At 72.5% G+C, this 24638-nt stretch carries 23 protein-coding genes; 13 read left to right on the top strand and 10 right to left on the bottom strand.

Features of this window, described 5'->3' with window-relative positions:
• Positions 1-203 precede the first annotated feature (203 nt).
• Positions 204-2069: an Hsp70 family protein gene (locus C1701_RS05170; protein ID WP_103055626.1), complete on the top strand. Its 1866-nt coding sequence runs from the start codon at positions 204-206 to the stop codon at positions 2067-2069.
• A gap of 262 nt (positions 2070-2331) precedes the next feature.
• Positions 2332-3582 (top strand): MFS transporter, encoded by a 1251-nt coding sequence (locus C1701_RS05165; RefSeq protein ID WP_337662152.1) that lies wholly within the window; start codon positions 2332-2334, stop codon positions 3580-3582.
• Positions 3583-3634: 52 nt separating this feature from the next.
• Here the strand turns inward: C1701_RS05165 and C1701_RS05160 are convergent, their stop codons facing one another.
• Positions 3635-3763: a hypothetical protein gene (locus C1701_RS05160; protein WP_269808353.1), complete on the bottom strand. Its 129-nt coding sequence runs from the start codon at positions 3761-3763 to the stop codon at positions 3635-3637.
• A 107-nt stretch (positions 3764-3870) separates the two neighbouring features.
• Here C1701_RS05160 and C1701_RS05155 point away from each other — a divergent pair, with 107 nt between their 5' ends.
• The gene (locus C1701_RS05155; RefSeq protein ID WP_026418285.1) at positions 3871-4065 is read left to right on the top strand and encodes a DUF3046 domain-containing protein; all 195 of its coding nucleotides are present in this window, start codon (positions 3871-3873) and stop codon (positions 4063-4065) included.
• 19 nt (positions 4066-4084) lie between these two features.
• Here C1701_RS05155 and C1701_RS05150 read toward each other — a convergent pair whose 3' ends face one another.
• Entirely contained in the window at positions 4085-4807 is a 723-nt protein-coding gene (locus C1701_RS05150) for a DUF4383 domain-containing protein (RefSeq protein ID WP_026418286.1), read from the bottom strand.
• A 488-nt stretch (positions 4808-5295) separates the two neighbouring features.
• Between C1701_RS05150 and recA the strand changes: the two genes are divergently transcribed.
• The 4 genes from recA to C1701_RS05130 all read left to right on the top strand — a co-directional run bounded on the left by recA (position 5296) and on the right by C1701_RS05130 (position 8875).
• Positions 5296-6339, top strand: coding sequence for a recombinase RecA (gene recA, locus C1701_RS05145; protein WP_026418287.1), 1044 nt, complete (start codon positions 5296-5298; stop codon positions 6337-6339).
• Between the two features lie 2 nt (positions 6340-6341).
• Positions 6342-6917 carry a recombination regulator RecX gene (gene recX, locus C1701_RS05140; protein ID WP_026418288.1) on the top strand — a complete coding sequence of 192 codons (576 nt, stop codon included), beginning with the start codon at positions 6342-6344 and terminating at the stop codon, positions 6915-6917.
• Positions 6918-7438: 521 nt separating this feature from the next.
• Positions 7439-8131, top strand: a complete 693-nt coding sequence (locus tag C1701_RS05135) for an HAD family hydrolase (protein WP_026418289.1) — start codon at positions 7439-7441, stop codon at positions 8129-8131.
• A 216-nt stretch (positions 8132-8347) separates the two neighbouring features.
• Positions 8348-8875 carry a GNAT family N-acetyltransferase gene (locus C1701_RS05130; protein ID WP_103055624.1) on the top strand — a complete coding sequence of 176 codons (528 nt, stop codon included), beginning with the start codon at positions 8348-8350 and terminating at the stop codon, positions 8873-8875.
• A 304-nt stretch (positions 8876-9179) separates the two neighbouring features.
• Here the strand turns inward: C1701_RS05130 and eda are convergent, their stop codons facing one another.
• Together eda and edd are read right to left on the bottom strand one after the other, a co-directional pair.
• Entirely contained in the window at positions 9180-9818 is a 639-nt protein-coding gene (gene eda, locus C1701_RS05125; RefSeq protein ID WP_026418290.1) for a bifunctional 4-hydroxy-2-oxoglutarate aldolase/2-dehydro-3-deoxy-phosphogluconate aldolase, read from the bottom strand.
• Positions 9815-11713 carry a phosphogluconate dehydratase gene (edd, locus tag C1701_RS05120; RefSeq protein WP_030103896.1) on the bottom strand — a complete coding sequence of 633 codons (1899 nt, stop codon included), beginning with the start codon at positions 11711-11713 and terminating at the stop codon, positions 9815-9817. The genes eda and edd overlap by 4 nt, the downstream gene beginning before the upstream one ends.
• Before the next feature lie 495 nt (positions 11714-12208).
• Here edd and C1701_RS05115 point away from each other — a divergent pair, with 495 nt between their 5' ends.
• Positions 12209-12982, top strand: coding sequence for a class I SAM-dependent methyltransferase (locus tag C1701_RS05115; RefSeq protein ID WP_103055623.1), 774 nt, complete (start codon positions 12209-12211; stop codon positions 12980-12982).
• Positions 12983-13162: 180 nt separating this feature from the next.
• On the opposite strand, the gene C1701_RS05110 is transcribed toward C1701_RS05115, so the two are convergent.
• The 4 genes from C1701_RS05110 to C1701_RS05095 all read right to left on the bottom strand — a co-directional run bounded on the left by C1701_RS05110 (position 13163) and on the right by C1701_RS05095 (position 16489).
• The gene (locus C1701_RS05110; RefSeq protein WP_026418293.1) at positions 13163-14077 is read right to left on the bottom strand and encodes an amino acid ABC transporter permease; all 915 of its coding nucleotides are present in this window, start codon (positions 14075-14077) and stop codon (positions 13163-13165) included.
• Positions 14074-14721: an amino acid ABC transporter permease gene (locus C1701_RS05105; RefSeq protein WP_026418294.1), complete on the bottom strand. Its 648-nt coding sequence runs from the start codon at positions 14719-14721 to the stop codon at positions 14074-14076. The genes C1701_RS05110 and C1701_RS05105 overlap by 4 nt, the downstream gene beginning before the upstream one ends.
• A gap of 71 nt (positions 14722-14792) precedes the next feature.
• Positions 14793-15695: a glutamate ABC transporter substrate-binding protein gene (locus tag C1701_RS05100; protein WP_026418295.1), complete on the bottom strand. Its 903-nt coding sequence runs from the start codon at positions 15693-15695 to the stop codon at positions 14793-14795.
• Positions 15696-15760: 65 nt separating this feature from the next.
• The gene (locus C1701_RS05095; protein ID WP_162147296.1) at positions 15761-16489 is read right to left on the bottom strand and encodes an amino acid ABC transporter ATP-binding protein; all 729 of its coding nucleotides are present in this window, start codon (positions 16487-16489) and stop codon (positions 15761-15763) included.
• A 192-nt stretch (positions 16490-16681) separates the two neighbouring features.
• Here C1701_RS05095 and miaB point away from each other — a divergent pair, with 192 nt between their 5' ends.
• A complete protein-coding gene (gene miaB / locus C1701_RS05090; protein WP_026418297.1) occupies positions 16682-18163 on the top strand; it encodes a tRNA (N6-isopentenyl adenosine(37)-C2)-methylthiotransferase MiaB in 1482 nt (493 codons plus the stop codon).
• Complete coding sequence (locus C1701_RS05085) at positions 18160-18651, top strand: Rv2732c family membrane protein (RefSeq protein ID WP_030103900.1); 492 nt, start codon at positions 18160-18162, stop codon at positions 18649-18651. The genes miaB and C1701_RS05085 overlap by 4 nt, the downstream gene beginning before the upstream one ends.
• 338 nt (positions 18652-18989) lie before the next feature.
• Here C1701_RS05085 and C1701_RS05080 read toward each other — a convergent pair whose 3' ends face one another.
• Complete coding sequence (locus C1701_RS05080; protein ID WP_026418299.1) at positions 18990-20300, bottom strand: DUF349 domain-containing protein; 1311 nt, start codon at positions 20298-20300, stop codon at positions 18990-18992.
• 202 nt (positions 20301-20502) lie between these two features.
• Between C1701_RS05080 and C1701_RS27155 the strand changes: the two genes are divergently transcribed.
• From C1701_RS27155 to dapF, 3 genes are all read left to right on the top strand, one after another.
• Complete coding sequence (locus tag C1701_RS27155; protein WP_337662151.1) at positions 20503-21327, top strand: hypothetical protein; 825 nt, start codon at positions 20503-20505, stop codon at positions 21325-21327.
• A gap of 9 nt (positions 21328-21336) precedes the next feature.
• Positions 21337-22257, top strand: a complete 921-nt coding sequence (gene miaA, locus C1701_RS05065; protein WP_026418300.1) for a tRNA (adenosine(37)-N6)-dimethylallyltransferase MiaA — start codon at positions 21337-21339, stop codon at positions 22255-22257.
• A gap of 117 nt (positions 22258-22374) precedes the next feature.
• A complete protein-coding gene (gene dapF / locus C1701_RS05060; RefSeq protein WP_081715345.1) occupies positions 22375-23253 on the top strand; it encodes a diaminopimelate epimerase in 879 nt (292 codons plus the stop codon).
• Positions 23254-23282: 29 nt separating this feature from the next.
• On the opposite strand, the gene C1701_RS05055 is transcribed toward dapF, so the two are convergent.
• Positions 23283-24629, bottom strand: coding sequence for an MFS transporter (locus C1701_RS05055; RefSeq protein WP_337662150.1), 1347 nt, complete (start codon positions 24627-24629; stop codon positions 23283-23285).
• Positions 24630-24638 lie beyond the last annotated feature (9 nt).

The raw sequence follows: 24638 nt of genomic DNA, 5'->3' as shown, positions 1-24638 counted from the left end.
ACCAGCACCCCTGGACCGGGGGTCCGGCGCGGGGAGCGGGCACGGCACCCGTGGAGCGCGAATCCCGGCCACCAGCCCCGGGGACGGCTCGTGACATGGCAGCATGAGCCCGATCCGTCCCCTGGTCGAGTGATCTCAGGGGGTGGGTGACCAGACGCGGACCAGCCCGCGCTGGACCGGCTGGAACACCGAGGAGAGTCGCAGTGCGAGTCCTGTCCGTGGACCTCGGCACCTCGAACACGGTCGCCGTGCTCTCGGCGCACGGCCGGGAACCGAGGGTCGTCGAACTCGACGGTTCCGCCACCATGCCCTCCGCCGTGTACGCGGACGAGGACGGGGCACTCGTGGTCGGACGGGACGCCGAGCGCCGCGCCCGGCTCGACCCGGCCCGGTTCGAACCCAACCCCAAACGGCGGGTCGACGAGGGCACCCTCCTGCTGGGCACGACCGTCGTCACCGTCACCGACGCGTTGGCCGCGGTGCTGCGCAGGGTGGCGGAGGAGGCCAGCCGCCAACTCGGCGGGGAGGAGCTCGACGAGGTGCGGCTCACGCATCCGGCGAGGTGGGGCACCAACCGGCGGACGGTGTTGCTCTCGGCGGCCCGGCTCGCCGGCTTCACGTGCCGGCTGGTGCTGGTCCCGGAGCCCGTGGCCGCCGCCGCGCACTTCACCTCGTTCCCCGGTCGTTCGCTCGCATCGGGGCAGGCGCTCGCCGTCTACGACCTGGGGGCGGGGACCTTCGACTGCGCGGTGGTGGCGGCGACCGAGGACGGGTTCGTTGTCCTCGCCGAGAACGGGCTGCCCAACCTCGGTGGTCTCGACGTGGACCAGGTGCTGCTCGACCACGTCGGGAGCCAGGTCTCCCATCAGGAACCGGCGCGGTGGCAGCGGCTGCTGCGCCCCGGGACGACGTCCGACCGACGAGCCCAGCGGATGCTCCGGGAGGACGTCCGGGCGGCGAAGGAGGCGCTGTCGCGGCATTCCCAGACCGAGGTCCCGCTCCCGGAGCCCTTCCCGGACGTCCTCGTCACCAGGGCGGAACTCGACGCGTTGATGCGGGCCAACCTCCTGCGCAGCGCGACCGTGCTCGTCGACACCGTGACAGCCAGCGGGCACACCGCCGGTGAGCTCGCCGGGATCTACCTGGTCGGAGGATCCAGCCGCATCCCGCTCGTCGCCACCCTCATCACCGAGCGGACCGGCGTCCTGCCGGTCAGCCTCGACCAGCCGGAGACAGCCGTCGCCCTCGGTGCCCGGGACGTGCCGGGCACCGAGGCACCAGCCCTCCGCGTCCGCCCCGGCGGGCAGGTGCCCGCGCCCCCACCCGTCGCCCCACCCGCCAGCACGGGTCTCCCGACCGCTCCCCACCCGGCCCCGGGACTGGGCCCGCCCACCGGTGGTTTCCCCGTCCCCCCACCGGCCGGTCCCATCGGGCCGGTCGGGCCCGGACTCCCCGGGCCGCCCCCGCCGGTGGTCGCACCACCGCCCCCGAGACGTCGGGGCCGGGGCACCGTCCTCCTCGCGCTGGGTGCCGTGGTGGCCGTGGTCGGCGGAGCCACCGCCGCCGTCGTCCTCACCCGGGGCGAGGACCTGCCCTCGGCCGCCGACTGCCACCAGCCCGGTCCCGTTGACGACGACGGGTTCACCGAGTGCATGCGCCAACTGGCGGGCTCCGTACCCGACGACCACCCGGGCCGGTGCGAACCCGGGAGCGGGACCGACGAGGGGCAGCCGGACGGGGTCCTGGTGACCTGCCGGTTCGCCGAGGGGACGCGGAGCCACACCCTCGCCTACAACCACGCGCCCTCCACCGAGGACGCCGAGAACACCGCCACGCTCTGGCTCGGCGGCTCCGACGGGGACCTGGTCCAGGCGGACTGGACGGGCAACGGCCTGAGCGGGCGCTACCGGGCCACCGTCGAGGAGTCGGTCGGTCGGCTCGTGTTCACCGTCGACGACCGCCCGGTGGTCGGTGTGCTGCTCACCTCCAGCGCCGACCCGGGAACACTGTCGGCGGACGTGCTCGCCGACTACTTCGAGGACCACGTTCAACCAGGGTTGGAGCCCTGACCCGCCGGTCCGCCGGCAGTGGTCCCCACCATCGACGGTCGTGGTCGCTCGGAGTAGTCGCAGCCGCTCCGGATGATCCCTCGGCTGGCCCCACCGCTTCGCACAGCCGGACGTGTTCCCAGATCACGGCCGCTGACACGATCGAGTAGTACCACCTCATCCCCCGGGTGCGGTCGGTAGTCGTGTGTCGGTCGATGGCGGGTGGTGCGGGCTGATGAGCTGTCATCAGGGGTTTTCGCTCGGCGGCGACGAAGGAGGAGCCGTGCCCGCCGATCGGCGGATTCTGGTCGTGCTCGTGGTCACCCAGATCCTCTCCGGAGTCGGGGTCGCCATCGGGGTGACCACGAGTGGCGTCGCCACGCTGCGGCTCGCCGAGTCCGAGGCGTTGGCGGGGCTGGCGCAGGCCACCACCCTGCTGGGGGCAGCGCTCATCGCGTTGCCGTTGGGGCGGATGGCGACGCGGCGCGGACGCCGGTGGTCGCTGTCCACCGGGTACGGGGTGGGAACGCTCGGGGCGGTGGTGGCCGCGCTCGCCGTCGGAGTGGGCAGTTGGCCGCTCCTGGTCGGGGCCATGCTCCTGCTCGGGGCGGGAACGGCGGCGAACTTCGCCGCCCGCTACGCGGTCGTCGACCCCGGCGGTACCGCGTCACCCGGCAACGGAGGTCGGCGACTGTCCGTCATGGTCTTCGCGACCGCGGGCGGCGTGGTGGTGGGACCCAACCTCGCCGTCCTCGGCGAGAACGCGGCCGCCGCCGGCGGCCTGCCCAGTGACGCCGGCCCCTTCCTGCTGGTCGCCGTGACCTTCGCCCTGGCGGGGCTCGGAGTGCTCCGCTGGCTGCGGCCCGACTCCCTCCCGGCGGGGGTGCGTCCCCTACCCGAGGGTGGGGGACAGGGGAGCGGAGGGGTGCGCGTCAGCTCGCGGCCACGCGCGGCGGACTGGGTGGTCGAGCTCCGGAGGCTGCCCACCGAAGGGTTGTTGGCCCTCGGCGCCGTCGTCGCGGCGCACGGCGCGATGACCGCGATGATGACGATGACCCCGGTGCACCTCTACCACGGCGGCGCCTCCCTGAGCGGGGTCGGAGCGGTGTTGAGCTCCCACTTCCTGGGGATGTACGCGTTCAGCCCGCTCTTCGGCTGGCTGGTGGACCGGCACGGCGCGGTGCCGGTGCTGGGGCTGGGAGCGGCGATGCTGGTCGCCGGGGTGGGCCTGTCGGGCATGGTACCGGACCACGAGGCGCCCCAGCTCGCGGCGGGGCTGACCGTGCTCGGGATGGGCTGGTCGGCGCTGCTGGTGTCGGCGTCGCTCGCGCTGACCCAGGCCACCAGGCGCGAGTTCCGCCCCCTGCTCCAGGGGCTGTCCGACACGATGATGAACATGTCGGGGGTGGTGGGTGCCGTCGTCGCGGGTCTGGTCGTGAGCGCGGCGTCCTTCGCGATGCTCGGCGTCCTCGTCGGGATCGCCACGCTGCCGCTGCTGGTCACGGCCGTCGTCGTCTCGTTGCGGCACACCTGAGGCTCGGTGGCGCGCCACACCCGGCGTTGGGGGTGGGATCCCCGGCGGTGGGTCAGCGCTTGCGCTGCTGCCACCACCACCGGGCGGCGAGCGTGATCGAGGTGACGAGCGCCCCGATGAGGAGCAACTGCGTCACCGGAGAGGACAGGCCGGTCGGGTCTCCCTGGAACAGTGCCAACACGGCCTCCAGGCTAGCCGCCGCCGGGCGGGAAGTCAGATCCGTCGTGTTCGTCCGGTCCGTCACCCGGTCCCGGGGGGAGGACCTGGCCCGGCGGTAACCTGGGCTGGATGAGACACACCGTCTTCCGCAGGCAGATGGCCGAGGAGTTCGGCCGGATCCGTGCCGAGATGCTGGCCCGCGACCACGTCCTGTCGGCCCTCGGGGGCCGCACCGTCGACGACGCGCTCGAAGCCGGCGTCAACCCCCGTGAGGCGTGGCGGGCGGTGTGCGACGCCTTCGACGTGCCGCCGGAGCGCCGTTGACCGCTCCGGCGGACCTCCGTCAGGTCAGCCCGGCCCGGTGTCGGCCGGTGCGGTGCGGCCCGTATCGGAGCAACCGCTGCCGTTCGACCCGTTCGTGTTCGAGGTAGTGCGAGTAGGCCTCCCGTCGGGCCTCCTCGGCCCGGTGCCGCGAGTCCTCGCGCACCATCGCCTCCTGCTCGGGGGAGGCGTGCCCGTTGGCCAGGGCGGCCTCGGCCCTGGCGATCTCGTCGATCTGGGCGAGGCGGTGGCGATCGGCCGCGATCTCGCTCGAGTGGTCGGCGTTCGGCGGCTCGTGGTGGCGGGCGCGGACGTACGGGTTGTCCTCGGGGAGACCGCCGCTGAGCCGACCGTAGAGCCCGAGCGAGAGCAGCAGGATCCCGCACACGACGCTGAAGAGGACGTTCGGGATCTTGAACGCCAGCAGGTTCAGCGAGGTGTTGAGCACCGCCAGGTTCAACAGCCCGGACAGCAGGAACAGGGCCCCGATGACCGCCGTGGTCGTGGACGCCACCGCTCCGCCGCGCACCGCGGCGCCGATGAGCACGGCGCCCACCACGAGGGAGATCAGCGACAACAGCCCGTTGTTGGACAGTCCCAGGAAGTCCTGGCCCTCCGTGGTGAACAGCGGTAGTCGGTTCACCAGGCCGAGGACACCGAACACGATGATCACCACTCCGACGAGCGCGGCCCCGAGCCGGTACACCTTGCTCAGGGGGTGGTTGGCCGGAAGGTACTGGCTCATTCTCACGGCGGCCTCCTCATGACGTGCGCGGACAGCGCCAGGCAGTGGTGGCTGCCCCCAGTGTCCGCCCGTCCGGGTGACGACGCATCCCGTGGGGGACGCGAGCGGGAGGCGGTGGCCGGCCGAGCGCACCGGGCCGGCGGGTTCGGGAGCGGCGGCGCGGTCCACGATCACTCGATGGCGTGTTCCTGTGGTTGATCGAACACCTGTTCGGCTAGGCTGGGCCGTGCTGGTCGGGCCGCTCGCCTCCACCGCGACCGTCACGGTTGTCGGACCCGGGAGCTAGCGTGGAACCCGCTCGGCCGCCGCTCGGCGCGACGCGGAGCGGAGCCGTCCAGCCGACCGCTGACCCATCCTGGCCGCCGACCGGCGGACAGCGGCGGCGCCAGCCTGGGACACGCCAGCCGGAAGCACGGAGGTTGGTTCCGGCAGCCGTGGCACGCCCCCAAGACGACCCCACGCACGACTCGACCCGAGGTGGATTCCCGATGGCACCAGCAGCACCCGACAGGGAGAAGGCGCTCGAGCTGGCCCTGGCGCAGATCGACAAGCAGTTCGGCAAGGGGTCGGTGATGCGTCTCGGGGACGAGGGCCGGGCCCCGATGGAGGTCATCCCCACCGGTTCCATCGCCCTCGACGTCGCCCTCGGCATCGGCGGCCTGCCCCGGGGCAGGGTCGTCGAGATCTACGGCCCGGAGAGCTCCGGTAAGACCACGGTCGCCCTGCACTCGGTGGCCAACGCCCAGCGGGCCGGCGGGGTCGCGGCCTTCATCGACGCCGAGCACGCCCTCGACCCCGAGTACGCCAAGGCCCTCGGCGTCGACACCGACTCGCTGCTGGTGTCCCAGCCGGACACCGGCGAGCAGGCGCTGGAGATCGCGGACATGCTGATCCGCTCCGGCGCGTTGGACATCCTGGTCATCGACTCGGTCGCGGCCCTGGTCCCCCGCGCCGAGATCGAGGGCGAGATGGGGGACAGCCACGTCGGCCTCCAGGCGCGCCTGATGAGCCAGGCCCTGCGGAAGTTGACCTCCGCGCTGCACACCGCCAAGACCACCGCCATCTTCATCAACCAGCTCCGGGAGAAGGTCGGCGTGATGTTCGGCTCCCCGGAGACCACCACCGGTGGGCGGGCGTTGAAGTTCTACTCCTCCGTCCGGTTGGACGTCCGGCGGATCGAGACCCTCAAGGACGGGTCCGACGCGGTCGGCAACCGCACCCGGGTCAAGGTCGTGAAGAACAAGGTCGCGCCTCCGTTCAAGCAGGCCGAGTTCGACATCCTCTACGGGCACGGCATCAGCCGGGAGGGCTCGCTCATCGACATGGGGGTGGAGCACGGCATCCTGCGGAAGTCGGGGGCCTGGTACACCTACGAGGGTGACCAGCTCGGCCAGGGCAAGGAGAACGCCCGCCGGTACCTGCGGGAGAACGGTGACGTCGCCAACGAGCTGGAGAAGCGCATCAAGGAGAAGCTGGGGATCGGTCCCAAGCTCGACGACCCTGAGGAAGCCCCCGTCTCGGCCGACTTCTGAGCATGGGTGGCCCCACGGTCGGCGGTCCCGACGCCGCTGACGAACCACCTACCGATCGCCAGGCCGAACCTCCCCCGGACGAGGCCCAGGCGCGGGAACTCTGCCTCCGGTTGCTCACGTCCAGGCCGCACAGCAAGGCCGAGCTCAGGAGCCGGCTCCTCCGGCGTGCCGTGCCGGAGGAGGTCGCGGACGCTGTCCTGGACAGGTTCGACGAGGTTGGCCTGGTGGACGACGCGGCCTTCGCCGAAGCCTGGGTGCACTCCCGGCACACCCAACGCGGGTTGGGCCGGCGGGCACTGCTCAGCGAGTTGCGGCGCAAGGGGGTCAACCCCGAGGTCGCCGAGGAGGCGCTGGTCACCGTGGACGGCGAGGCGGAGGAGGAGCGCGCCCGCCAGCTGGTGCGTCGGAAGATGCGATCCACGGGTGGCGTCGACGTCCAGGCCCGGGTCCGGAGGTTGGTCGGGATGCTGGCCAGGAAGGGCTACTCCCAGGGGCTGGCCTTCCGCGTGGTGCGCGAGGAGCTGGCTGAGGAGGGAACGGAGGAGGAGGCGCTCGACGAGCTGCGTGACCGCTTCTGATCGCCGCTCGTCCGGCTCCGCCCGGTGCTCCCGTCGTCCCGAGCACGGGCCACGAGGCCATGCCCCCGCTGCCGGGCATTTCCGGGCACGGCCAGCGGGCCGGCCAGGGCCGACGCGGCGGACGTCCCCCTCGTGGCTCGGCCTGGCCGGCGGCTCCGCGTCGTCGGAAGTCGGCGACGGCGAGAACACCGGCCCGGGGGGCGGCGAGCCGGACCGGTGGCGCTGCCCGCCGGCCGGCCGTCCCGGTGCCCTCCCCGGAGCCGGACGCGCCGAGCTCCGGTGACCCAGCGAGACGTGCCAGGCCGGCGGCCCGGACGAGCGGGCAGCCAGCTGCCTGGGTCGGGGCCGCCGGCGGGCGCTGTGAGACCGAACACCGGAACTGCTGGGGAGGGCCCGCGACCTGGCAGCGGCGCCGGCCAGCCCGGTAGCGTGCGGCCCGGCGCGTGGAACGCGGCTGGAACGCGCCTCGGCCGGGTCGCGTTCCGGGACAGCAGCAGGACGACGCCACGAGGAGGGCGGCAGTGACGCGGACGGTGGAGACGACCGGCACCCGGCACATCGTGTGGGACTGGAACGGCACCCTGCTCGACGACAACCACGCGGTGATGGCCGGCGTCAACGCGGTCTGCCGGCTCTACGGCCGGGACGAGATCGAACTGGACTACTGGCGTGACGTCTTCTCCCGGCCCCTCCAGGAGTGCTACGCGCGTCTGCTCGGTCGTGAGCTGTCGCCGGTGGAGTGGGCGGAACTCGACGCCCTCTACCACCGCTCCTACGACGAGTTGCTGCACACCTGCGAACTCGGTGCCGGAGCCCGGGACGTGCTCCGCTCCTGGGGTGACGCCGGGCGGAGCCAGTCGCTGCTGTCCATGTGGTTCCACACCGACCTGGTCCCGCTGATCACGAAGCTGGGGCTGGTCGAGCACTTCAGCCGGGTCGACGGGCTGCGGGTCGACGTCGGCGGCGGTTCGAAGGCCGAACACCTCGAACGCCACCTGCGGGAACTCGACCTGCCGCCTTCCGAGGTGGTGCTCGTCGGCGACGTCCTGGACGACGCGGCGGCCGCCGGGCAGGTGGGAACGGGGTGCGTGCTCGTGACCACCGGGATGACGGCGCCCGACCGGCTCCTGGCCACCGGCTACCCGGTCGCCGACACACTGGCGGAGGCCGCCGCGCTCGCGCGTACCCCGGGCGTGCGGCTCGTCCCCAGCTGAGCCGGCGGGGGAGGCCACCGAGAGCCGAGCGCTCGGCCAGCACCCTTCGCGACCTCTCCCTACCGGGAAACCGGGTGCGCGTTCCGCGATCTCCCGGCTACCGTCCTACCGGCCCGGGTGCCCCGCGCAGCGCCGGTCCGGCTCCCCGTGGTGCCACCCCTGACGCCAGCCGTCTCCCGACGGCACGCGTCCCCGAGAGGAGATGGGTGATCCCTGGTGGAAGCCGCACCGGTGGCCAGCGCGATCCGCGCCCCGCGCCTCGACCTGGAACCGCTCGCCGGCCGCCACGCGGACGAGCTGGCCGAGGCGCTCGCCGACGACCGGCTGCACGAGTACACCGGGGGACAGCCCGCCGACGCCGCTCGGTGGCGACAACGGTGCCTCCGGATGAACGCCGGGCCGGAGGAACCGGGGGAGGCCTGGTGCAACTGGGCGGCCCGCCACCGGGGCACCGGGCGGATCGTCGGCTGGGCGCAGGCGACGGTGCGGTGGGAGACGGGTGGACCGGCGACCGCGCTGCTCGCCTGGACCACCGCCGTCCCCTGGCAGGGCCGGGGGCTGGCCACCGAGGCCGCCCGCGCGATGACCCGCTGGCTCGCCCGGCAGGGGGTGCGGCGCTTCTCCGCGACGATCCACCCCGCCCACCGCGCCTCCGAACGGGTGGCGATGGCGGCCGGTCTCACCCCCACCGAGGATGTCGTCGACGGTGAACGGGTGTGGACGGGGGCGGCGGAAGTCGACTGACCAGGGCTCCGGCGGGCGGGCACCGTCACCTGTCCTCGCGTCCGAACCAGGAGGCCGACCCGGAGGCGCCGGCGACGGTCAGCCGCCGCGAGCACGTCCGGCACCTGACCACGAGCGCGAGGACGGCCCGGCACGGTCGGGCGCGTTCCGCGCCCGGACCCCCGTTGCGGGGCGGCCACCCCAACGGCCCGCGAGGTCCTGCCGGAGCCGGGGCGTCACCAGGGGCGTGGGCGTCCCAGCTCCGTACCACCGGACCCGGAGGCGGTGCGGGTCCGGTGGTCGGTTCCGTTCGTTCGTCGCCCGTCTAGGCGGTGCGCAGGCTGGCCGCGGCCCTGGCGAGGTCGGCGACGCCAGTCCAGTCGCCGGCGGCCAGCAGGTCCCTGGGCGTCAACCAGGAGCCTCCGACACACCCGACGTTGGGGAGGGCGAGGTAGTCGGCGGCCGTCCGCGTCGTGATGCCCCCGGTGGGGCAGAAGCGGAGTTCCGGGAGCGGCCCACCGAGGGACTTCAGGTAGGCGGCACCGCCGGCCGCCTCCGCCGGGAAGAACTTCATCGCCCGGTGCCCACGTTCCGCGAGGCGGAGGGCCTCCGACACGGTGCTCACCCCCGCGAGGAAGGGCAGCCCGGTGTCCTCGACGGCGTCGAGCAACCGTTCGGTGCCGCCGGGCGTGACGAGGAACCCGGCGCCCGACTCGGCGGCGAGCCGAGCCTGCTCCGGCGTGGTGACGGTGCCGACTCCGAGGGCGATCTCGGGTACCTCGTCGGCGATCCGCCGCACGCCCTCCAGCGCCGCCGGGGTGCGCAGCGTCAGCTCGATGACCGGCAACCCGCCCGCGAGCAGCGCGCGGGCCAGGGGAACGGCGTGCTCCACGTCCTCGAGCACCACGACGGGGACGACGGGCGCGACGGTCAGCAGGTCGGTCGCGGTGCCGGGCTGGCTCACTGGTGTGCCTCCACTTCGCTCGGAGCGGGGCTGGCCGCCTCCGCTCCCCACGGCGCGAAGACGCTCGCGCCGTGCTCGGCCTGGCCCACGGAACCCCGCAACGCGCCGAACAGTTCCCGTCCGGTGCCGGCCCATTCTGCCTGGGTCGGCGGCAGGTCGGTGACGGCCCTGGCCGCCAGCTCCTCGTCGGGGACGAGGACTTCGAGGCTGCCTCGTTCGCTGTCCACCCGCACCAGGTCACCGTCCCGGATCCGACCGAGCGGACCGCCGACGGCGGCCTCCGGGGACACCTGGATGGCGGCCGGGACCTTCCCGGAGGCACCGGACATGCGGCCGTCGGTGACCAGGGCGACCCGGTGGCCGTGGTCGAGCAGCGACCCGAGCGCGGGGGTCAGGCCGTGCAGTTCGGGCATGCCCTTGGCCCTCGGACCCTGGTTGGGCAGGACGGCCACCAGGTCGGTGTTGAGTTCGCCCGCGCGGAACGCCGAGGTGAACGCCTCCTGGCTGGCGAAGACCCTGGCCGGGGCGATGACGGTGCGGTGTTCGGCCGCCACGGCGGACACCTTGATGACGGCCCGACCGAGGTTGCCGCGCAGCACGCGGAGGCCTCCGTCGCCGGCGAAGGGATCCGTCGCCGGGCGGAGCACCTCGGGGTCCAGGCTGGTGTCGGTGCCGTCCCGCCAGACGAGTTCGCCGTCGACGAGGAACGGTTCCTGGCGGTAGCGCTCGAGGCCGTGCCCGGCCACGGTGGGAACGTCGGCGTGGAGCAGACCGGCCGCGAGGAGTTCGCGCACGAGGAAGGGGACGCCGCCCGCCGCGCTGAAGTGGTTGATGTCGGCCGGACCGTTGGGGTAGACCCGGGCGAGCAGCGGGACCACGGAGGACAGCTCGTCGAAGTCGTCCCAGGTGAGGGTGATCCCCGCGGCCGCCGCCATGGCGACCAGGTGCATGGTGTGGTTGGTGGACCCGCCCGTCGCCAGCAGGGCCACGACGCCGTTGACGATCGTGCGTTCGTTGACGACCTCGGCCATCGGTGTGTACTCGTCGCCCAGGGCGCTGAGCGCGACGGCGCGCCGGCCCGCGTACTCGGTCAGCGCCTGTCGCAGGGGGGTGCCGGGCTGCACGAAGCTGGACCCCGGGAGGTGGAGGCCCATGACCTCCATGAGCAGCTGGTTGGAGTTCGCGGTGCCGTAGAAGGTGCAGGTGCCGGGCGAGTGGTAGGACGCTGCCTCGGCGGCCAGCAGGTCATCGCGGCTGGCCTGCCCCTCCGCGTAGAGCTGGCGGACCCGTGCCTTCTCCTTGTTCGGGAGCCCGGAGGGCATGGGGCCCGCCGGTACCAGGATCACCGGCAGGTGTCCGAAGGACAACGCCCCGATGACCAGACCGGGGACGATCTTGTCGCACACCCCCAACAGCAGAGCGGCGTCGAACATGTCGTGGGAGAGCGCGATGCCGGTCGACATCGCGATGACGTCCCGGCTGAACAGCGACAGCTCCATGCCGTCCCTGCCCTGGGTGATGCCGTCGCACATGGCCGGCACCCCACCGGCGAACTGCGCCACCCCGCCGGCCTGGCGCACCGAGTCCTTGATCCACGCGGGGAACTCGTCCAGGGGCTGGTGGGCCGAGAGCATGTCGTTGTAGGCCGACACGATCGCCACGCCGGGCTTGACCGCACCGCGCAACGCCAGCAGGTCCGAGCCCGAGCACGCGGCGAAGCCGTGTGCCAGGTTGCTGCACGGCAACCCCATCCTGACCGGGCCCTGGCTCGCGGCCGCCCGCGTTCGGGCCAGGTAGGCGGCCCGGGACTGGCTGCTGCGTTCGACGATGCGGCGGGTCACCGCGGCGACCACGGGATGCGGAGTGGTGGTCCGATCGGCGGCTGCGCTGTCCACGCTGCTGGCTCCTTCTCCTAGTCGACGGCCACCCGTCCGACGTGGGCGCCCGCGTCGCTGAATTCGGGTGCAGCGTATGCGAAAGAAGCTCGGGAATCCATTATCGATCCAGGAATCGATTCAGAACCCGAATGGTTGATAACCGGGATCGGGCAGGTCAGGCCGGGTGGCGGTGCTCGTCCCCGGCCCGGTGTGCGTGCCCCGCCACCGCGAGGCCAGGAGGGGGTGAGTGCCGAGCCAGCCGCCCTGGCCCGGTGAGCGAGGCGCTCGGTCGCCGTCTCGTCCGGATCGTCGCGCGCGCACCCGCCTACCGAGGGGATCACCCCGGCTGGGGTGGTGGTGCCGGCGCCCGAGCCGGCGACCGGGGGACGAACGCCGTACCGGGGAGCACGTCGCCGCGGCCGGGGTAGCTCGCGGGCTTCGGGGGCCAGCGGACTCCGGACCGCGCGGTGGGAACCCGATCCCGACGGGCGGACGGGGGCCTAGGGTGGCGGAATGCCCGACACCGCCTGGAACGCCGCCCTCTACGACGAGCGGCACGGGTTCGTCTCCTCTCACGGGAGGGAGCTGCTCGACCTGGTGGACCCCCAGCCAGGCGAGCACGTCCTCGACGTCGGCTGCGGTACGGGTGACCATGTCGCCGCGCTGACCGGGCGGGGAGCGCACGCGGTCGGTCTCGACAGCAGCCCCGAGATGGTCGGGCGTGCCAGGCGCAAGTACCCGGCCCTCCACTTCGTCACCGGGGACCTGCTCGGCGTCCGGCCCGAGGACCTCGCCCCGCTGCCGGGCTCCGGAGCGGACGCGATCCTGAGCAACGCCACCCTGCACTGGATTCCCCAGGCCCCCCAGGCCGCGGCGGCGTTGTTCCGACTGCTGCGCCCGGCGGGACGGCTGGTGGCCGAGCTCGGAGGCGCCGGCAACGTCGCCACCATCGTGTCCGAGGCGGAACGCCTCCGCGCCGACGAACGACTGCCGCCCGCCGACTCCCCCTGGTACTTCCCCACGCTCGCGGGGTGGGCCCTCGTGCTGGAGACGGCCGGCTTCGAGGTCAGGGCCGCCTGGCACTTCGAGCGACCGACCCCCCTCGACGGGGACGACGGGCTCGCCACCTGGGTCCGCATGTTCGGCGGCCACCTGCTCGCCGGCGTGCCCGATCCCGACGCGTTCCTCCACGCCCTCCAGGGCCGCCTGCGGGGCACCCTGGGCCGCGAGGGCCGCTGGTACGCCGACTACCGGCGGCTGCGGGTGGTCGCGGTGCGCCCCTCCTGACCGCCATCCGCCGACGAGCGTCCCGTCGGTCGTCCGCGAGTGGCCGGGGCCGGGCACGGGAGTCGCTCGGCCGCCCGATCCAGCCGTCCCGCCGCCGGTGTCTCCGCCGGTGCCCGGCGCCGAACGGACGAAGGGGCACCCCGCGTGGCGGGATGCCCCTTCGTCGTCCCCGGTCCGTGGTCAGTCGCCCACGGCGCCGAGTTTCCCTGGACGGTCACCCGGTGCGGTTGGGCCAGCCAGCCCGTCCGGTTCCGCTTCGCCGTCCGCCTTCCCGGTCGCCGCCGGCATGGCGGCCTCCGGGCGCAGCTTGCTGCGCTGCTGGCGGCGGCCGAGGTAGTTGGCCAGCCAGGACAGCAGCAGGCACAGGGCGATGTAGATGATCGCCACGACGATCGCGGTCGGGATCTGCGGACGCCCGAAGTTCGGGTCACTCCCCATCACCCGCGCGTAGCGCAGCAGCTCGTTGTAGGTGATGAGGAAGCCCAGCGAGGTGTCCTTCAGCAACACCACGAGCTGGCTGACGATGGTCGGCAGCATCGCGCGCAACGACTGCGGGAGCAGCACGTTCGTCATCGCCTGCGTCTTGCGCATCCCGATCGCGTAGGCCGCCTCCGACTGCCCCTTGGGCAGCGCGAGCACCCCGGCCCTGAAGACCTCGGCCAACACCGAGCCGTTGTAGAGGGTCAGGCCGACCACCACCGCCACCAGGGAGCTCACCCCGGTGCCGAAGTAGAAGACGAACATCAGGATGACCAGCGGGATCGCCCGGAAGAACTCCACGACCACCGTCGCCGGGACCCGCAACCAGGCGTGCTCGGAGAGCCGCCCGGCGGCGAAGACGGCCCCGAACAGCAGGGCGCCCACCGCGCCCAGCGCGAAGGCCTGCATCGTGAACTGGAAGGCCTGCAACAGGTCCAGCTGGACCTGCTTGTACAGCAGCCACTCCCAGCGCCTCGGGTCGAACTGGCCGGTGTCGTAGAACCGGTACAGGACGTACCCGACCGCGGCGACCAGCGCCGCCACCCCGACGACGCCGAGGATGCGGTTGCGGGCCCTGGCGCGCGGGCCCGGGACGTCGAACAGGACAGAACTCATCGGGCCACGCTCCAGCGCTTCTCCAACGCGCGTTGCAGCAGCGTCAGCGGGATCACCAGCAGCACGAAGATGGCCGCCACCCAGAGCAGGCCCTCGAGGACCGGTTCACCCCGTTCGGACAGGTTCTGCCGGATGCCACCGGCCTCGAAGACGGAGAAGCCGGCCGCGATCGTGGTGTTCTTCAGCAATGCGATCAGGGTGCTGACCATCGGGGGGAACACCGAGCGGGTCGCCTGAGGGAGGATGATCTGCCCCAGCGTCTGCCCGAAGGTCAGCCCGATGGCCCGCGCGGCCTCGGCCTGGCCGACCGGAACGGTGTTGATGCCGGAGCGGAACACCTCGCAGACGAAGGCGGCCGTGTAGACGGTCAACGCGGTGACCGCCGCCGTGAAGAAGGAGATGCGCACGATCTCCAACAGGTTCCACGCGAACGCGAAGAACAGGAACACCAGGGTCAGCGGGGTGTTCCGCACGACCGTCACGTACAGCGACCCGGCCGACCGGAACACCGGGACGGGGCTCACCCGCAGCATCGCCAGGAACGCACCCAACACCAGCGACCCCACCGCGGAGAGCGCGAAGAGTTGGAGCGTGGTGACGAAGCCGCGAACGTAGAGATCGGAGTTGTCCAGCAGGACGTCCATACGATTCCTTACCAGCCTGTGACGACGGCCGGCGGCCCCGGAGCTGGGTGCCGCCGGCCGTCAGTCCCTGCTCAGTACCGGTCGACCTCGGGCTGCTCGGCCTCGTTGCCGCTCTTGCCCAGGGTGGCGTCGTAGATCTCCTGCCAGCCGCCGTTGTCCCGCGCCTCGTCCAGGATGTCGTTCACCCGCTCGCGGAGCGCGTCGTCGCCCTTGGGCAGGCCGATGCCGTAGGGCTCGTCGGAGAACGTCTCGCCGACGACCCGCAGCGAGCCCTCCTCCTCGACGGAGGCGTAGCCGAGCAGGATCGCGTCGTCGGTGGTGACCGCGTCGACGGAACCCTGGAGCAGCTGCGTCACGCAGTCGGAGTAGCCCTGGAACTCGACGATGTTGCTCTCCTCGGTCAGGCCCTCCTCCCGAACCCGCTGGATCGGGGTGGAGCCCTGCGCGGAGCAGACCTTCTTGCCCTCGAGGTCCTCCGGCCCGTTGATCGAGTCGTCGTCCCCGCGCACCAGCAGGTCCTGGCCGGCGATGTAGTACGGGCCGGCGAAGTCGATCTGCTCCTTGCGGCCGTCGTTGATCGTGTACGTGCCGACGTAGTAGTCGATGTTGCCGTTCGCGATCTCCTGCTCGCGGGCGGCGGAGGCGATCGGCTTGTACTCGATGTCCGACGCGGGGTCGAAACCGAGCTGGGCCGCGATCAACCGAGCGATCTCGATGTCGAAGCCGGAGTACTCGTCGGTCGTCGGGTCGCGGTAGCCCAGGCCGGGCTGGTCGTCCTTGACCCCGATGATCACGTTGCCGCGCTCGGTCATGCGGTCGAAGGTCGGCGAGCCCTCCAGCTCGACGTCGGCCTGCACCGACTGCTCGACCGAGTCCGGCTCGGCGTTCTCGTCGGCCGGGCCGCCCTCGCGTCCACACGCGGTCAGCGCGAGCGCGCCGACGAGCAGACTCGCGGCGAGGGAGCGGTTCCTCATCGTCGTCTCCTGTGTTCTGTTCGGTGCGGCGCCGCACGCGCCGCGGGCTGGTGCCGGCGGGCCGGTCAGTGGGTGAGGATCTTGCCGAGGAAGTCCCGGGCCCGGTCGGACTTCGGAGCCTTGAAGAAGTCCTCGGGCGTGGAGTCCTCCACGACCTCGCCGTCCGCCATGAAGATGACCCGGTCGGCGGCCTTGCGGGCGAAGCCCATCTCGTGGGTGACCACGAGCATGGTCATGCCCTCCTTGGCCAGGTCCGTCATCGTGTCCAGGACCTCCTGGACCATCTCCGGGTCCAGCGCCGAGGTCGGCTCGTCGAAGAGCATGACCTTCGGCTTCATCGCCAGTGCTCGGGCGATGGCCGCGCGCTGCTGCTGACCACCCGAGAGCTGGGCCGGGTACTTGTCTGCCTGGTTGGCGATGCCAACCCGCTCCAGCAGTTGCCGGGCGCGTTGCTCCGCCTCCGCCTTCTCGGTCCTCCTCACCTTGAGGGGGCCGAGCGTGACGTTCTCCAGGATCGTCTTGTGGGCGAACAGGTTGAACTGCTGGAACACCATGCCCACGTCGGCGCGCAGCCCGGCGAGGGCCTTGCCCTCGGCGGGCAGGTCCTTGCCGTCGATGGCGATGACACCGGAGTTGATCGGCTCCAGCCTGTTGATGGTCCGGCAGAGGGTCGACTTGCCGGAACCCGACGGCCCGAGGACGACAACCACCTGGCCCCGGGGGACCTCGAGATTGATGTCCTTGAGCACGTGCAGCGGACCGAAGAACTTGTCCACCGAGGACATCCTGATCATCGGTGGCTGCCCGGACGTTGCGCTCATGGCCGCACACCATAACCGCACGGAGGAGTGGCGTCCCCACCTCGGCGAGGTCTGTAACCGCACCGGTACCTGGGGGTATCAACCCGGTCATCACCGCCGGTGGCCCCGCCCCGATGAACCGGCCACGGACCAGCTCGTACCCTGGTCAGCGGAAAGGGGTGCAGGGTGCAGCGAAGCTACGAGGTCCGCACGTACGGATGTCAGATGAACGTGCACGACTCCGAGCGGCTCGCCGGGTTGCTGGAGGACGCCGGGTACGTGCGGTCGGGGGCCGAGGCCACGCCGGACGTCGTCGTGTTCAACACGTGCGCGGTCCGGGAGAACGCCGACAACCGCCTCTACGGCAACCTCGGCCGGCTGCGTCCCGTCAAGGACTCCCACCCGGGCATGCAGATCGCCGTGGGTGGGTGCCTCGCGCAGAAGGACCGGGGCGAGATCGTCCGCCGGGCCCCCTGGGTCGACGTCGTCTTCGGTACCCACAACATCGGCTCGTTGCCGACGCTGCTCGAACGGTCCCGGCACAACCGGGAGGCCCAGGTGGAGATCGAGGAGGCCCTGGAGGTCTTCCCCTCGACGCTGCCCGCCCGCCGGGACTCCGCCCACTCCGGCTGGGTGTCGATCTCGGTCGGCTGCAACAACACCTGCACGTTCTGCATCGTCCCGGCCCTGCGAGGCAAGGAACGGGACCGCCGTCCCGGTGAGATCCTCGCGGAGGTGTCGGCGCTCGTCGCGGAGGGTGTCAGCGAGGTGACGCTGCTGGGGCAGAACGTGAACGCCTACGGAGTCGAGTTCGGCGACCGGCACGCCTTCGGGAAGCTGCTGCGCGCCTGCGGCTCCGTCGAGGGCCTGGAGCGGGTGCGCTTCACCTCACCCCACCCGAGGGAGTTCACCGACGACGTCATCGAGGCGATGGCCGAGACCCCCAACGTCTGCCCCCAGCTGCACATGCCCCTCCAGTCCGGCTCCGACCGGGTGCTGCGGGCGATGCGGCGGTCCTACCGGGCCGAGCGGTTCCTGGGCATCGTGGAGCGGGTGCGGGCGGCCATCCCGGACGCCGCGATCACCACCGACATCATCGTCGGCTTCCCCGGGGAGACCGAGGAGGACTTCCAGGAGACGCTGGAGGTGGTGCGGCGGTCCCGGTTCTCCCAGGCGTTCACCTTCCAGTACTCCAAGCGTCCCGGTACCCCGGCCGCGGAGATGGACGACCAGGTGCCCAAGGAGGTCGTGCAGGAGCGGTACGACCGGTTGGTGCGGCTCCAGGACGACATCTCCTGGGACCTCAACAAGGAGCTGGTGGGCACCGAGGTCGAGGTGCTGGTCACCGAGGGAGCAGGGCGCAAGGACGCCGAGACCCGTCGCCTCAGCGGGCGGGCCAGGGACGGCCGGCTCGTCCATTTCTCCCCGGTCGGGGGAGGAGTGGACGGGGAGGTCCGGCCGGGCGACCTGGTGCGGACGCTCGTCACGCACGCGGCCCCGCACCACCTCGTCGCCGATGGTGAGCCGCTGGCGCACCGCCGCACTCGCGCCGGTGACCACTGGGAAGCGGGTGTGCGTCCCAAAACCTCTGGTGTGAGCCTCGGCCTGCCGTCCTTCGGCAGGCCAGCGACCGAGCCGGCCCCGGTCGGCGGATGTGAGGTCCGATGAGCGAGTCGAGCCCGACCGACCAGGAGAGCCCCGAGGTGGCCGCGCTCCGGACGGAGATCGACGAGGCCGGTCACCGGGCTCGTCGCAGTTTCGAGCCGGGGCACCGGGCGGCCGTGATCGGCGCCGGCATGTTGCTGCTGGTCCTGGGCGTGGTGTTGCCCTGGGCCGGTGACTCCAACGGCATCGACGTCCTGCTGAGCCGGGTGCCACCCGAGCTCGGGGTCGGGATCCTGCCGCAGGTCTTCGCCGTGACCGTGCTGCTGTTCGGCCTGGTCGTCAGCGGTGTGGCCCTGGCCGTGCGTCGCTGGGGGCTGGCGTGGCTCAGCCTCATCGGGTGCGGGCACTCGATCTTCGAGGGGATGCTGGCGATCTGGACCCGCCAGACCGCGCCGGGCGCCCCCGGCCCGGGGATCGGTCTGCTGATCACCGTGCTCGCGATCTTCGTCATCACCCTCCAGTGGGTGAAGATCGCCTGGTCGAGGGACTGATCGAGCCCGACCCCGCGACGCGGGCGGCAGGGCTGGCGTCCCACGACCCCCGGGTGCCCTGCGAGGGACCGGGGGCTGCCGCGCCCCGAATCGCGTGGCGGATGAACGGGCGACTCTCGGAGTTCGGACCGGGCGTGGCGGGACCCGGCGCGGAACGGATCAGAACGGATCCTCCCCTCCCGTGGCTGGACCCGGCTGCCGCCAGCGGGCGCGGAACACCCGGGACGGGGACGTGGGCCGGGCGCGCCGCCCGAGGGGGCGTCGGCCGGCCGGACACCTGATCCGGGTCAACGCCGGTGCGTGGCAGCCTGGTGGCCGCCACGCACCGACGGGTCCTCTCAGCGGGTGGCCAGCGCCTGCTCCGCGGCCGTCAGCCACTCCCGCCACTGCGCCGCCTGCCGGTCCGCCTCCTGCGCCTTGCGCTTGTCACCCGAGGCCCTGGCCTTCTCCGCCTGCGCCTCGAACTGGGAGACCCGGTCCCGGAACTGGGCGACCCTGGCCTCCGCCTCCGGGTCGGTGCGCCGCCACTTCGCGTCCGCCGCGTTGCGCACCCGCTCCTCCACGGCCCGCAGCCGCGACTCCAGGTCGCGGATGCGGTTGCGGGGCACCTTCCCGATCTCGTCCCACCGGTCCTGGATGCGGGACAGGTGCGCCCGAGCCGCCTTCAGGTTCGTGGCTGGATCGATCTGCTCGGCCTCCGCCAGCAGTTCCTCCTTCTTGACGGCGTTCTCGGCGAACTCGGCGTCCCGCTCCTCGAAGGCCTCGGACCGACGTCCGAAGAACGAGTCCTGCGCCGCCCGGAACTGCTGCCACAGCTTGTCGTCCGCGTCGCGAGGGGCACGACCGGCGGCCTTCCACTCCGCCATCAGGTGGCGGTACCGCTCGGCGGTACCGGACCAGTCGGTCGAGTCGGCCAACTTCTCCGCCTCGGCGACCAGCTCCTGCTTCCGCGACTTGGCGGTCAGCCGCTGCCGGTCCAGCTCCGCGAAGTGCGCACCGCGCCGGCGGTTGAACGAGTCCCGTGCCCTGGCGAAGCGTCGCCACAGCTGTTCGTCCGTCTTCCGGTCGACGCCACGGATCTGCTTCCACTCGTCGACGATGGCCCGGAGCCGGTCACCGGCCGGCTTCCACTGGGTGGACTCCTCGGCGATCTTCTCCGCCTCGGCCGCCAGCGCCTCCTTCTTGGCCACGGAGTCCGCTCTGGCCTGCTCGCGGTCGGCCTTGGACCGTTCCACCGCCCGTTCCGCGACCTCCACCAGGTGGTCGATCCGCGCGCCCAGCGCCGCCAGGTCCCCGACGACGGCGGCCTCGGCCAGGCCGTCCCGCAGCTGGGTGGCACTCCCCAGGCTCTGCCTCGGGTCGCCGGCCCGGGAGGCCACCCGTGCCTCCAACAGCTCGACCTCGGTCACGATGTCGTCGAACCGGCGGGCGTAGTGCGCCAGGCCGTCCCGCGCGGCCCCCGCCTGCCAGGAGCCCACGGCACGTTCGCCGTCCGCCGTCACCACGTAGACGGTGCCCTCGTCGTCGACCCGTCCCCACCGACCAGGATCGGCCGAGGCCGCCGGAACCGAAGGTCGCGGGCGCGGTTCCGGCTCGCCGGCGGGGCGCTCCGCTGCCACGGTCTCCGGTGTTGTCTCGTGCTCGGTCATCGCCGGCTCCTCCTTGAATGCCCGCCTGATGCCCGTGAAGGTCACGGGCGCCCCGGGTACTTCCGGGGCCGAAGCAACGCGAGCGTCCACCCCACGGTGAACACCCGTGGGCGCATTCAAACAGGTGAACGTGCCCAGTGGTACCGCGAGTGCCGTCCTGAGCGGAAGGATCTGCCAATCGGTAGGCGCTAACCTGGGCCGGATGATCGTCGCCGCCGCTGTCCTGCCGACACCCCCGTTGCTGGTCCCGGAGCTGGTGGGTGGTGCGGTGCGACGAACGGAGGAACTCCGGGCCACCTGCCTGTCGATCGCCGCCGGACTCGCCGGGATCACCCCGATCTGGTGGGCGGTGGCCGCTGATCCCGCCGGCCCCCGCACGGTGCCGGCCGCCGCCACCGGGACCTTCGCGTCCTACGGCGTCGACGTCCCGGTCTCGCTCTCCTCACGACCCCCGAGGGATCCGGCCGACCCGATGCTGCCGCTCCCCGCGCTGATCGCCGGGTGGCTGCGCGGGGCCGTCGACGCGGAGGAGGCGGAAACCCTGCTGCTGCCGCCCGACCTGAGCCCGGAACGGAGCCGTGCCTTCGGCGTCGACCTGTGGCACGGGCGCCCGACGAACCCGGCCCCCTCGGAGGCGGCGGGGGACCGACCGGTGGGGTTGGTGGTCCTGGGGGACGGCTCCATCCGCCACGGTGAGCATTCGCCCGCGCCGCCCCACCCCGCCGCCTCCGACTTCGACGCCACCGTCGCCGCCGCGTTCGCGGCGGGCGACCACGAGGCGCTGCTCCGGATGACCTCCAGGGCGGCGGACGAGCAACAGGCCACCGGCAGGGTCGGCTGGCAGGTCCTGGCCGGGGTGGTGGCCGCCTCCGAGCGGCGCTGGCATGTGCTGGAGAGCCACACGGATCGTGGGTTGGGCGTGGGCTACCACCTGGCCCTGTGGCGCTCGGAGGACGCGAACCCCGGCCCGGCCCCGGCCCCGGCGCGGAACGGTGGGGGCGCACCAGCCGGTGGTCGGGCGTCCTAGGGTTGGCCGGTGACCACCTCCAGGCCCCGCCTCCTCGTCGTGGCGGGCCCGACCGCCACGGGAAAGTCGGATCTCGCGCTCGGGCTCGCGACCGCCCTCGACGGCGAGGTGATCAACGCCGACGCGATGCAGCTCTACCGGGGCATGGACATCGGAACGGCCAAACTTCCCGTCACCGAACGGGCCGGAGTCCCCCACCACCTCCTCGACGTGCTGGACGTGACGGAGACGGCCTCGGTGGCCGCCTACCAGCGGCGGGCCAGGGCGATCGTGGAGACGCTGCTCGCGGCGGGTCGCACCCCGATCCTGGTCGGGGGGTCAGGGCTCTACGTCAGTTCGGTGATCGACGACCTGGAGTTCCCCGGCACCGACCCCGCGATCCGCGGTCGACTGGAGACCGAGCTGGCCACGGCCGGCTCCTCGGTCCTCCACGAGCGCCTCGCCGCCCTCGACCCGGCGGCGGCTTCCTCGATCCTGCCCAGCAACGGCCGTCGCGTCGTCCGCGCGCTGGAGGTGATCGAACTGACCGGCCGCCCCTTCTCGGCGTCCATGCCCGTACCGGGCCCGGCCCGGTACGGGGCGGTCCTCGTCGGGCTCGACCGCGACCCGGCCGCACTGGACGAGCGGGTGAACCGGCGGGTGGACCACATGTTCGCCGCCGGCCTCGTCGACGAGGTCCGCGCCCTGGACGCGGTCGGCCTGCGCGAGGGGCGCACCGCCGCGCGCGCTCTCGGCTACCAGCAGGTCCTGGCGGCGCTGGACGCCGGCGGCGGTCGGGAAGCCCTGTCCAGGGCCGCCGAGGACACCGCACGGGCCACCCGGCGTTTCGTCCGACGTCAACGGTCCTGGTTCCGCCGCGACCGCCGCACGCACTGGGTCGACGCGGGGCGTTCCGACCCGCTGCCCGAGGTGCTCGCCCTGCTGCGCTGACCGCGGTCGTCGACCAGCGACGGGCCGCCAGGTCGAGGGGCGTTCCGATGGCTGGCGGGGCGGCCGAGGACGGCACCGCGTCGAGGCCCCCGGCTGCCGCTGGCCTAGGCTGGATGGGTGAGTGGAGTGGAGTTCACCAAGGGGCACGGCACCCAGAACGACTTCGTCGTGCTGCCCGACCGAGGTGACGCGCTGGAACTGACCTCCGCCCGGGTCCGCGCGCTGTGCGACCGACGCGAAGGGCTGGGCGCCGACGGCGTGCTACGGGTCGTCCGCTCCTCCCGAACCGACCAGCTCGTCCCCGCCGACACCGCGGACTCCTGCTGGTTCATGGACTACCGCAACGCCGACGGGTCCGCCGTGGAGATGTGCGGCAACGGGGTCCGAGTCTTCGCGAGCTACCTGGTCCACCACGGCCTCCAACCGCCCGGTGAGTTCGTCGTCGGCACTCGCGCCGGCGGCCGTCGCGTCGTCGTGCACGACGACGCGACGGTGACGGTCGACATGGGCCGCGCGGTGGTGACCGGGCGGTCGAGCGCGGTCGTCGGCGACGCCGTCTTCGACGGGGTCTGCGTGGACATGGGCAACCCGCACCTGGCGTGCGTGCTGGACGCGTCGGCCGGCGACCTGCTCGACGAGTTCGACCTAGGCGTCGCCCCCGGGTACGACGCCCAGGTCTTCCCCAACGGGGTGAACGTCGAGTTCGTCCGCACCCTCGCTCCGGGGCGGGTGCGGATGCGGGTCCACGAGCGGGGGGTCGGCGAGACCCGCTCGTGCGGGACGGGGACCGTCGCCGCCGTCGCGGCGGCACTGGGAGAGTCCCACCAGCGGACCGGAACGGTGCTGGTCGAGACGCCCGGGGGGCTGCTCACGGTGACCATCGAGGAGATGACGAGCACCCTCACCGGCCCCACCGTGCTCGTCGCGTCCGGCCGCCTGGCCGAGTCCTGGTGGCGGGAGGCGGGCCGGGAGCCGGCAGTGGCACGTTCCTCCTGACCCGCCTCCCAAGACAGACCTGCCGCGTCTCAGGACACCGGCCGGGGGTTGCCGGCCGGGCCCTGGGGGGAGTTGTCGTCCGACGTCCCTGGCCGGTCCTCCTCCACCGCGTCCCGGCGCAGTTCCTGACCGACGAACTCCTCCGGGGCCTCCCGCAGGAGGCGCATCGGCGCCACCAGCAGGAACGACGTCGACAGGACCATCCCCACCCCGGCGACCCACATCGTCGGCCGCAGCCCGACCAGCTCCCCGAGCGCCCCGCCCGCGAGGGAGCCGAGGGGGATGACGCCCCAGGTCAGGAACCGGGCGGACGCGTTGACCCTGCCGAGCAGGTCGTCCGGGCACACGGTCTGCCGCAGGCTCACGGCCAGGACCTGGAACGCGATCGTGCCGTAACCGCCGCCGAGGACACCCAGCACGAACAGGGACAGCGCCCACCCGGTGTCCGCGAAGGGGACCAGCAGGCGGAAGGGCGTCGTCACCACCATGATGAGGATCAGCGCCCGCACCTTGCCGAAGCGGGTCGCCCAGCGCCGCACCGTCAGGCCGCCGAGGATCCCACCGGCGCCGGTGACGCTGATGAGCAGACCCACCACCCCCTCGGGGAGCTGGAGGTCGCGGACGAGGAACAGCACGCTGACGGCCACGTAGACGTTCAGGAAGAAGTTGTGCACCGTGACGCACAGCGAGGTCGGTCTGAGCAACCAGTGCTGGAAGAGGAACCGGAGCCCGGCCGCCACCTCGACGGACAACCGGCCGCCCCGAGCACGTTCCGGTGGCACCTCCTCGTCCCTGATCCTGCCGAGCAGGGTGGTGGACCCCACGAAGCCCAGCACGCACACCACCACGGCGTTGGTGGCGCCGAGGATCTGGGCGAGCAGCCCGCCGAGCGGACGACCCGAGAACTGGATGACCTGGCGGGTGGTCTGGAGTCGCGAGTTGGCGTCCGGCAGGAGGCGTCGGCCCACGAGAGCGGGCAGGTACGACTGGCTGGCCACCTCGAACAGGGTGAACAGGGTACCGCTGAGGACGGCCACCACGTACAGCTGGGCCATCGTCAGCATCTCGGCCCACCAGGCGAGGGGGACCGAGGCGAGCACCAGCGCCTGGCCGCGCTCGGTCCACCGCAGCAGGGGGCGGCGCCGCAGGCGATCGACCCAGACACCGGCCGGCAGGCCGATGACCAGGTTGGGCACCGTGCCAGCCGCGGCGAGGAGACCCATCTCCAGTGGGCCCGCCCCGAACACCGTCGCCGCGATCAGGGGTAAGGCGACGAACTGCACCGCGTTGCCGAGCTGGCTGGAGAAGTCCGCCGACCACAGCAGGCGGAAGTCCCTCGACAGTGCCGGCTTCGGGGCACCGGGTTCGACGATCACGAGGGAACG

Source organism: Actinoalloteichus sp. AHMU CJ021, from assembly GCF_002895405.1.
GTDB classification, from domain to species: Bacteria; Actinomycetota; Actinomycetes; order Mycobacteriales; family Pseudonocardiaceae; genus Actinoalloteichus_B; species Actinoalloteichus_B caeruleus.
This window is presented reverse-complemented; position numbering and strand designations above follow the sequence as displayed.

What these genes read in the sequence shown, in the direction of transcription:
- C1701_RS05155 (WP_026418285.1), top strand. Translation starts at nt 3,871, where the DNA reads ATGAGACACACCGTCTTCCGCAGGCAGATGGCCGAGGAGTTCGGCCGG.
- C1701_RS05150 (WP_026418286.1), bottom strand. Translation starts at nt 4,807, where the DNA reads ATGAGCCAGTACCTTCCGGCCAACCACCCCCTGAGCAAGGTGTACCGG.
- recA (WP_026418287.1), top strand. Translation starts at nt 5,296, where the DNA reads ATGGCACCAGCAGCACCCGACAGGGAGAAGGCGCTCGAGCTGGCCCTG.
- recX (WP_026418288.1), top strand. Translation starts at nt 6,342, where the DNA reads ATGGGTGGCCCCACGGTCGGCGGTCCCGACGCCGCTGACGAACCACCT.
- C1701_RS05115 (WP_103055623.1), top strand. Translation starts at nt 12,209, where the DNA reads ATGCCCGACACCGCCTGGAACGCCGCCCTCTACGACGAGCGGCACGGG.
- C1701_RS05110 (WP_026418293.1), bottom strand. Translation starts at nt 14,077, where the DNA reads ATGAGTTCTGTCCTGTTCGACGTCCCGGGCCCGCGCGCCAGGGCCCGC.
- C1701_RS05105 (WP_026418294.1), bottom strand. Translation starts at nt 14,721, where the DNA reads ATGGACGTCCTGCTGGACAACTCCGATCTCTACGTTCGCGGCTTCGTC.
- C1701_RS05100 (WP_026418295.1), bottom strand. Translation starts at nt 15,695, where the DNA reads ATGAGGAACCGCTCCCTCGCCGCGAGTCTGCTCGTCGGCGCGCTCGCG.
- C1701_RS05095 (WP_162147296.1), bottom strand. Translation starts at nt 16,489, where the DNA reads ATGATCAGGATGTCCTCGGTGGACAAGTTCTTCGGTCCGCTGCACGTG.
- C1701_RS05085 (WP_030103900.1), top strand. Translation starts at nt 18,160, where the DNA reads ATGAGCGAGTCGAGCCCGACCGACCAGGAGAGCCCCGAGGTGGCCGCG.
- C1701_RS05080 (WP_026418299.1), bottom strand. Translation starts at nt 20,300, where the DNA reads ATGACCGAGCACGAGACAACACCGGAGACCGTGGCAGCGGAGCGCCCC.
- C1701_RS27155 (WP_337662151.1), top strand. Translation starts at nt 20,503, where the DNA reads ATGATCGTCGCCGCCGCTGTCCTGCCGACACCCCCGTTGCTGGTCCCG.